Genomic DNA, 7,674 nt, shown 5'->3' on the forward strand with positions numbered 1-7,674 from the left:
GGTCATTCTCGATACCGGATCATGTCCGGCACAGGCTCTGATCGGGAATCCAGTTAAACAATCCCTCTCCATGGGGGAGAGGGCGAGGGTGAGGGTAACCCCCTCCTGTCATCCCCGCGGAAGCGGGGGTCCAGTCACTTGCCGTTATTCCCAAAAAGTGGCAAGATAAATTGGTATTTTTTGTTTTTTCCTGTCATCCTCGGGCTTGACCCGGGGATCCATATCTAATAAATATCCGAAGGGAGAATTTAGACGAAAGTAATTAAATGGGTTTGTATAGAAATGTTTACAAGAAATGGAGTCTTACACATAAGATATTTTTTTGGCTAGCAATAATTCCATTTCTAATCACGATTGTATTTGAGAGTAAGTCAATAATTAGTGTTGTGACGCATAATACGGATAACAGCGTTACAGCGAATAAAATAGAGAGCGGGGTTGTCGCTATCGGCTTCAATAAGATTGAACAGAAAAACGGAAATACTGAGGCAGGCTCTAAGGACTCTCAAGAGGACACCAAAAAAGATGGGAGAGTATTAGGAGAATCTAGCCCAAGCACTCATCAATATTATTATGACGGCAGCTCCCTCGCAGATGTTGAAAATTTTACTTATTTTTTTGATACTTTAAAGCAAGATAAGAAAATTTATTGCCCCTATATTACTAAGAGGAATCCTGGCAGGATAGTTTATTTAACTGATGTTATAGGGCCTGATTTTATATCGCAGATTACCATTAAACCAAATTCAGGATCAAGGTTGAATTTACAATTTGATTACAATGATGTATTTAGTTGTATAATTGGCGATGGTAATTACCAGCACATTGGATGTAAGGTTGAAGATAAGTATGTGAGGGATATTAAAGGTCAATTTCAACCGAGAATTTATGGTGACATTGGCATTGAGCCAGGCACTGAAGTACAGACAACTTTCTTGGTTGCCCACGAAGAAGACAGTAATTTATTAAATCTTAAAATTGATATTAGGTTTAAGCCAAATGTAGAAAAAGAAATTTTTCGTACTGAAAGTTTTGAATATCTCATCAAAACAAAAGAGGATCTTGATAACACATCTTCGGAGGTTGGCATAGGGCTTATTGACCCTTATTTAGTGCATGATGTTTGCGCTGAGTTTAAAGAATTTTGGCTTGATAGTAAGTCATTATAATAAATTTAGAAATAAAGGGATTTGAAAAAACAAACAAAATAAGCTATAATAAAAGGGTAAAAATACGGCGCCATTAAAGGGGCGCCTTTTATGTTATAATAGTAACCATGAAAAATGTGATAAAAGCGATTGAAAAACCGGAAGAAAAAAGGAGCTATTTTCACGATAAGGATAGCAAGTTTTATCTTTTTAACCATGATTGTTTGGCAATCCTAGAAAAAATTCCGGAAAATTCCATAGATATGATTTTCGCCGATCCGCCCTACAATCTCTCAAACGGTGGTTTTACCGTTTATGCGGGCAGGCGCGTCAGCGTTAATAAAGGAACTTGGGATGCGAGCAAGGGGTTTAAAGATGACTACGAATTTCATAAAAAATGGATAGCAGCTTGTCGGCGCGTTCTTAGACCGGCAGGTACGCTTTGGGTCAGCGGTACCTATCATTCAATTTACCAATGCGGGCACGCAATTCAGGCAGCGGGTTATAAAATTTTAAATGATATTGCTTGGTTTAAACCCAACGCCTCCCCGAATTTAAGCGGACGTTATTTTACTGCTAGCCATGAAACATTGATTTGGGCGCGGAAAGACGAGAAAACTAAACATACTTATAACTACAAGCTGATGAAAGGTGGGGAGTGGCATGTGAATGATTTTATAAAAAAACCAGATAAACAAATGCGTTCAGTTTGGGCTATCGGTACACCAAAAACTTGGGAGAAGAAATTTGGTAAACACCCAACCCAAAAACCAGTAGAATTATTAAAGCGCATTGTAATGGCCAGCACTAATAAAGGTGATTTGATTTTAGATCCTTTTACTGGCAGTTCTACTACCGGCATTGTTGCTAGCATGCTCGGACGAAAATTCATTGGAATTGATACAGAGAAAAAATATTTGGATTTGTCAATTAAACGATTTAAGGATATGAGTAAGGAAAAGTTGGTATGAAAAAAGTTATTACAAAAAAAGAAGCGCTGGCAAAGCTAAGAAAGCTGATAGGAAAAAACTTAAGAGAGCTTGCTGAGCAATATAATGTTACGGTTTTTAAAAATGGGAAACCGAATAAAGGTTGGGCAGGGCATACGTTGGAAATTTATCTTGGGCTAGGGCTTAACAGCGTGCAAGCGCCAAACGGTGAATACTGGGAGTTAAAATCGTTTCCATTTAAGTATGCAGCTGATTGTAAGACCTTGAAGCCGAAAGAAACTTTCGCTATTACCATGATTAATAGTGAGCAAGTCGCTTCTACTGATTTTTATGACAGTCATCTTTGGGCAAAGTTAAAAAGCCTTATCCTTTGTGGAAGATTATTTGTTGACAAAGAAGAAAGCAGTTCCAAACTACTTAGCGTAGATTCCCTAGACTTTGAAGATGATAAAAAACTGATTAAAATAATCGAGGAAGATTATAATATAGTTAGAAACACTATTATCAATAAAGGATTTGATCATCTAACTGGTAAAATGGGCACTTTTATTCAGCCTCGTACTAAAGGGCCCGGTCATGGTAGCACAAGCAGGGCCTTTTATGCACGCACTTCTTTTATAAAAGAAGTGCTAGATTTATAAAAATAAAAAACTTTCTGGGGTGGTTGGTGTCATTGCGAGCGAAGCCATGTATGACGTGGCGGAGCGTCGCAATCTCTAAACCTGAGATTCTCACGTCCTCCCTCGCCTACGCTCGGGACTCCTCCCGCCAGAGGCGGACAAGCAGGATGACAATCGGGTATGATATAATTAAAATATGAAAGTTGTTTTAATCTTTCTTTTGGGCGTAGCGATTTTGATTGGCGCAATTATCCTTAATGTTTTGGCTTCATACTCGGGCTTACTGAGTTGGTTTGAATTTTTAAAAAATCCGCAAAAAGCCGGTGTCGCCTCTTATGTTTGGCTTTTTATAATTTATCCTCTGGGCCTTGGCCTGATAGCTTATTTTGCTTACAAACTTTTAAACTTGAGTTGAAAAAGCAAAATTTGAAAGTATTTATATTTCGCCCGGTAATGAAAAAAAATAACGAGGCATGATTAATTTTACTCTTACCGAAGTTTTTATCTACCTGCCTGCCGGCAGGCAGCTTGCATTTAATTAGCTTATGGATAGATTCACTCTCATAGAAGTATTTCTTTACTGGATTATAATCATTGGGGGATTGTCTTTTTTTCTAAAAGATTTTTTTGCAAATAATATAAAAAAATATTCTCCTTTCGGTCGGCCAATAAATTTTTTGATCTTAGCTTTTCCATTAGTATTAATTGAGGAGTATTTAACTTGCGAGACTCCATACAAAGAATGCATTGTGATAACTTTGCCCGCGTTTTTAATTTTATATTTAATCCTTTATTTTATCCAAAAAAAATTTAAATTATCTTATCTTAAAGCTAGCGTGACACTTGGAGTATTAGGATGGATTAATGAATTTATTCTCGTTGGCCGGATTAATGAGCTAACATTGCCATTATTAGTTTTATTCTCAATTTTAGGATTTCTTATATATTTTGTCCTCGCCATCATTCCTAGTTATTATCTGTCTAAATAAGATATTGACAATTTTGGATGGCAGTTGTAGGTTTTAGCTACGGCTCATAACCAAAGGAGGAATTTGTGAGACCGAGAAGAGGGCGAAAAAAAAGTTTTGGCACGGCTGTTATTAGCGGTCAGATGATCAACTTTGGAGCGAACATTGTCTTTGCTCCGCTTGTCAAAAACGAATCCCCGGAACTTGTCAGGCTGATCGACGTCAGAAGCGGCTCAACAATAAGCTTGAAAGAAGCAAGGTTGGCCCTGCGGTTACACAAGGCGGGTAAACTCAGCCACTTTTTGCGGGTAGTTACCTTCAACACTATCTTTTTGGCTAATCATCCGTATTGCACCGAAGAATACGTTGATGAGTTATATCAAACGGCAATGTCGATTGTTAAGTACTACCTGCCTCACGTTAGGGAGGAAATCAGCTGTCCAATGGATCTCAAATATTGGGCTGGCCGAGCCAGAATCGAAGGCATTATAACCTGAGCTAAAAACCAGGTTTTTTTATTGTGCTATAATTAAAGTATGAAAAAGACATTAGCTATAATAATTGCCATAATTATTGTTTTAGGGGCTCTTTTTTGGTGGTGGAAAAGGCCGGCGGTGACTCCCGGGGACGGGGTAATGGTTGATAGTTTTGAAAGATGTGTTGCGGCAGGTAATCCGGTAATGGAAAGTTATCCGCGGCAATGCCGGCATAACGGGGAAACTTTCACTGAAGATATTGGCAATGAATTAGAAAAAAATGATTTGATTAAAATAAATTCTCCCCGGCCAAACCAGGAAATTTCAAGCCCAGTTACGATAACGGGCAAAGCGCGCGGCTATTGGTTTTTTGAAGCGAGCTTTCCGGTTGTCGTGGTCAATTGGGACGGGCTAATAATTGGCCAAGGCATTGCCCAGGCCAAAGATGATTGGATGACTGAAGATTTTGTACCTTTTACCGCAACGGTAAATTTTGATTTGGATCCTAATAGTTACAGCAATCGCGGCGCGCTAATTTTGCAAAAAGATAATCCATCCGGACTACCCGAATATGACGATGCTTTAGAAGTCCCGGTAGTGCTTAAATAATTAATTTTAAGTTATGGATAAAGATATGCAACAAAGGTGGGAGGTTTTGGAGCAAAAGGTGGATGAGGTGCATAAATCGGTTAGCACCATTCGCCGATATATCGCCATTGCTTTTTGGGTCGGCGTGGTAATGTTGGTATTTCCATTTGTTGGTCTCCTTTTTGCCATCCCGACTTTTCTTAGCACCTTCTCAGTCTACAGCGGGCTTTAAAATTGTCATTGCGAGCGAAGCGTCGCAATCTCTAAACCTGAGATCCTCACGTCGCTACGCCTGCCTGCCGGCAGGCAGGCTCCTCAGGATGACAATCGGGGAAGTCATTCGCCACGCTCAAGGATGACAAAGTAGTGTGTTATAATTAAACTATGAAAATTGTTTTTATTTTTATTTTAGGATTAGCGATTTTAGTCGGCGCTATTATTTTGAACATCATAGCTTCTTATCTGGGCTTACTGAGTTGGTTTGAATTTTTAAAAAATCCGCAAAAAGCCGGTGTCGCCTCTTATGTTTGGCTTTTTATAATTTATCCTCTGGGGCTTGGTTTGATTGCTTATTTAGCGTATAGAATTTTAAATTTAACTTAATATGAATAATCCAATTAAATTAGTGGTTGCCTTAATTTTGCCTCAATTGGCCGGGGCGATTGGTTCGTTTTTTACCGCTCCCGCAATTGACAGTTGGTATATTAATTTAAACAAACCGTCTTTTAATCCGCCGAGTTGGGTGTTTGGGCCAGTATGGATTACATTATATATATTAATGGGCATCGCCATGTATTTAATTTGGGTTATGCCAAAAAGTAAAACACGCGATACGGCTTTAGCAATTTATTTAGCTCAATTAGTTTTAAATTCTTTATGGTCAATTGTCTTTTTTGGTTGGCAATCAATCGGCCTCGCCTTTGGAGTAATAGTTATTTTGCTGGTCTTAGTTTTAATTATTACTATAAAGTTTCATCAGCTCAAAAAAATCGCGGGCTATTTATTAGTACCATATTTTCTCTGGGGCGCCTTTGCCACAATTCTAAACGGCGCGATTTGGTATTTAAATTAGCCTAGCCTTGACTTTGTTTTTGTATTGCAGTAAGACAAAACAAGGGCGGTAACTGGCGCAATTGCGCTAAAGGAGGCTGGCAATGCGTCCTCAAAAATGGCTCTGCCTCATGCTGGCAGTGCTTTGGGCGTCGGCCTCCTATGCCGACCCCGAAAATCTTCTAATTTGGCCGTTGCGTAATCCCAAGGTTACGCAACCCTACGGCCCGTTCGATGCGACGTCTAAACCGCACTACATTAGCCAGGAGCATCGGGGTATCGATATGTCGGATCAACTCGGCGCTCCTGTGTTGGCCGCGGCCGACGGCGTGGTAGTAGCTGTGGGCGAGCCCTGCCCGCAGTTTAACGACCCGTATTGTAATAGCCGGAAAGGAAACTGGATTAAGTTGTACCATGAGCTTCCCGGTTATGCAGGTGTCTGCACCTACTACGGGCACTTGGCCGAACAGCCGAATTTGTCGGCTGGAGAGGCTGTATGCCAAGGCCAGGCCATTGGCCTTGAAGGCGGTTCTGGCTACAACTTCAGTGTGATGTCAGGCGAAGTCGCCCAATTCGGGCATCACCTACACTTTGAAGTTGATATTTGCTACTGCGACGAGCAGGGGAATTACGTTGAGATTGGCCACCTCGACCCAAACTCGCTGCTTGTCCCGCTTCAAAAGGAGTAGCTTTCCTGTGCATCCAGAAAGGAGGAAACGTACAGGAAAGCTTTGTTTTATATGTTATAATAATAATCTATGGATTTAACTAAACAAAAATGTGTTGCTTGCGAAGGCGCCGTTAAGCCATTAGACCGCAAGCAAGCGGAAGAGAAATTGAAGGAAGCGCCAGGCTGGAAACTTACTAGTGATGCCAAATCGATTACCAAAAGCTATACTTTTAAGGACTTTAAAGAGGCTTTAGAGTTTGTGAATAAAGTTGGTCATTTAGCCGAAGACGAGGGGCATCACCCAGATATTCATTTAACCGGGTATAAAAACGTGCGCATTGATTTAACCACCCACGCCATTGACGGGTTGTTTATTAACGATTTTATTTTGGCGTCCAAAATTGACGCGTAGTCATGTCAATCTCGAGCGCCACCATGTCAGAAATGGCGAAGCGTTGGGCCCTTGAGATCTTTCTCAGCCAGAGGTTGACCCGCCTTTGGCGGGGACTTCGCTCAAGACTACAAAGGAGGGAAAATTTATGATAACTATATTACTGTACATCGGAGTTTGGGGGCTTATCGTTTATGGTGCTGGCTATTGGTTATCAACCGAAGGTACAGCTTACTTTGCGGCTGAAACGATTAAGTATTTGCAATCTGGTTTTTTAATTTTAGCGTCTTTGGTATTGTGGCGTGTCATCACTAAAAATTATGAAGCCTCAGCCAGGCAATTAATTTTTGGCATAATAATAATTTTAGTTTTGGCATTTTTATTGGTTCATCCAATGTTAGAACGCTTGCTTGGCTATTGGTTAGTATGAAAAAATTATCAGACTTACTTCCGCAGGCAATTAGAAAAGCCGGGATTCAAAAACAAATCAAGGCAGCTGACGTAGTCGGCAGTTTTGACGATTTATCCAAGGAAATTTTTGGTCCACATGCCGATCAAATGCACGCTGTTTCTTTTAAAGATGGCGTATTAAAAATTGCGTGTCTAAGCTCGTCGGTAGCGCAAGAAGTGAAATTGCACGAGCCCCAAATTATTAGTGGTTTAGCCGGGCAGGGGATAAATGTTCAACGGATTAAATATCAAACGTAGAGTGTAGTTTATGGTTAGTAATTATTCAAATGTTTTAGGCACACACATTTTGCACCCTTTCTAGCGCCTCATTGGGCGTTAGTCCATCTAGGGCACAGTGTTCTA

General features: G+C 40.3%; 14 protein-coding genes. All 14 read left to right on the top strand.

The features are described 5' to 3' along the window. Positions 1-266 precede the first annotated feature (266 nt). Positions 267-1,169: a hypothetical protein gene (locus tag COT81_05865; GenBank protein PIS04544.1), complete on the top strand. Its 903-nt coding sequence runs from the start codon at positions 267-269 to the stop codon at positions 1,167-1,169. A 107-nt stretch (positions 1,170-1,276) separates the two neighbouring features. Further along, positions 1,277-2,119, top strand: coding sequence for a site-specific DNA-methyltransferase (locus COT81_05870; protein ID PIS04545.1), 843 nt, complete (start codon positions 1,277-1,279; stop codon positions 2,117-2,119). Between the two features lie 8 nt (positions 2,120-2,127). After that, the gene (locus tag COT81_05875) at positions 2,128-2,739 is read left to right on the top strand and encodes a hypothetical protein (protein ID PIS04557.1); all 612 of its coding nucleotides are present in this window, start codon (positions 2,128-2,130) and stop codon (positions 2,737-2,739) included. A gap of 175 nt (positions 2,740-2,914) precedes the next feature. Further along, entirely contained in the window at positions 2,915-3,133 is a 219-nt protein-coding gene (locus tag COT81_05880) for a hypothetical protein (GenBank protein PIS04546.1), read from the top strand. Positions 3,134-3,263: 130 nt separating this feature from the next. Next, entirely contained in the window at positions 3,264-3,707 is a 444-nt protein-coding gene (locus tag COT81_05885; GenBank protein PIS04547.1) for a hypothetical protein, read from the top strand. A gap of 122 nt (positions 3,708-3,829) precedes the next feature. Continuing rightward, on the top strand, positions 3,830-4,183 hold the full coding sequence (locus tag COT81_05890) for a hypothetical protein (protein ID PIS04548.1): 354 nt from the start codon (positions 3,830-3,832) through the stop codon (positions 4,181-4,183). 39 nt (positions 4,184-4,222) lie between these two features. Then, the gene (locus COT81_05895) at positions 4,223-4,771 is read left to right on the top strand and encodes a hypothetical protein (protein PIS04549.1); all 549 of its coding nucleotides are present in this window, start codon (positions 4,223-4,225) and stop codon (positions 4,769-4,771) included. A 13-nt stretch (positions 4,772-4,784) separates the two neighbouring features. Beyond that, complete coding sequence (locus tag COT81_05900) at positions 4,785-4,982, top strand: hypothetical protein (GenBank protein PIS04550.1); 198 nt, start codon at positions 4,785-4,787, stop codon at positions 4,980-4,982. Between the two features lie 152 nt (positions 4,983-5,134). Next, entirely contained in the window at positions 5,135-5,353 is a 219-nt protein-coding gene (locus COT81_05905; protein ID PIS04551.1) for a hypothetical protein, read from the top strand. Position 5,354: 1 nt separating this feature from the next. Then, positions 5,355-5,822: a TspO protein gene (locus COT81_05910; GenBank protein ID PIS04552.1), complete on the top strand. Its 468-nt coding sequence runs from the start codon at positions 5,355-5,357 to the stop codon at positions 5,820-5,822. An 82-nt stretch (positions 5,823-5,904) separates the two neighbouring features. Further along, on the top strand, positions 5,905-6,489 hold the full coding sequence (locus COT81_05915; protein ID PIS04553.1) for a hypothetical protein: 585 nt from the start codon (positions 5,905-5,907) through the stop codon (positions 6,487-6,489). 69 nt (positions 6,490-6,558) lie between these two features. After that, complete coding sequence (locus tag COT81_05920; GenBank protein PIS04554.1) at positions 6,559-6,882, top strand: 4a-hydroxytetrahydrobiopterin dehydratase; 324 nt, start codon at positions 6,559-6,561, stop codon at positions 6,880-6,882. A 127-nt stretch (positions 6,883-7,009) separates the two neighbouring features. Next, entirely contained in the window at positions 7,010-7,291 is a 282-nt protein-coding gene (locus tag COT81_05925) for a hypothetical protein (protein PIS04555.1), read from the top strand. After that, positions 7,288-7,569 carry a hypothetical protein gene (locus tag COT81_05930; GenBank protein PIS04556.1) on the top strand — a complete coding sequence of 94 codons (282 nt, stop codon included), beginning with the start codon at positions 7,288-7,290 and terminating at the stop codon, positions 7,567-7,569. Before COT81_05925 ends, COT81_05930 begins: the two co-directional genes overlap by 4 nt. Positions 7,570-7,674 lie beyond the last annotated feature (105 nt).

The organism is Candidatus Buchananbacteria bacterium CG10_big_fil_rev_8_21_14_0_10_42_9, from assembly GCA_002773845.1.
GTDB lineage: Bacteria > Patescibacteriota > Patescibacteriia > Buchananbacterales > 21-14-0-10-42-9 > 21-14-0-10-42-9.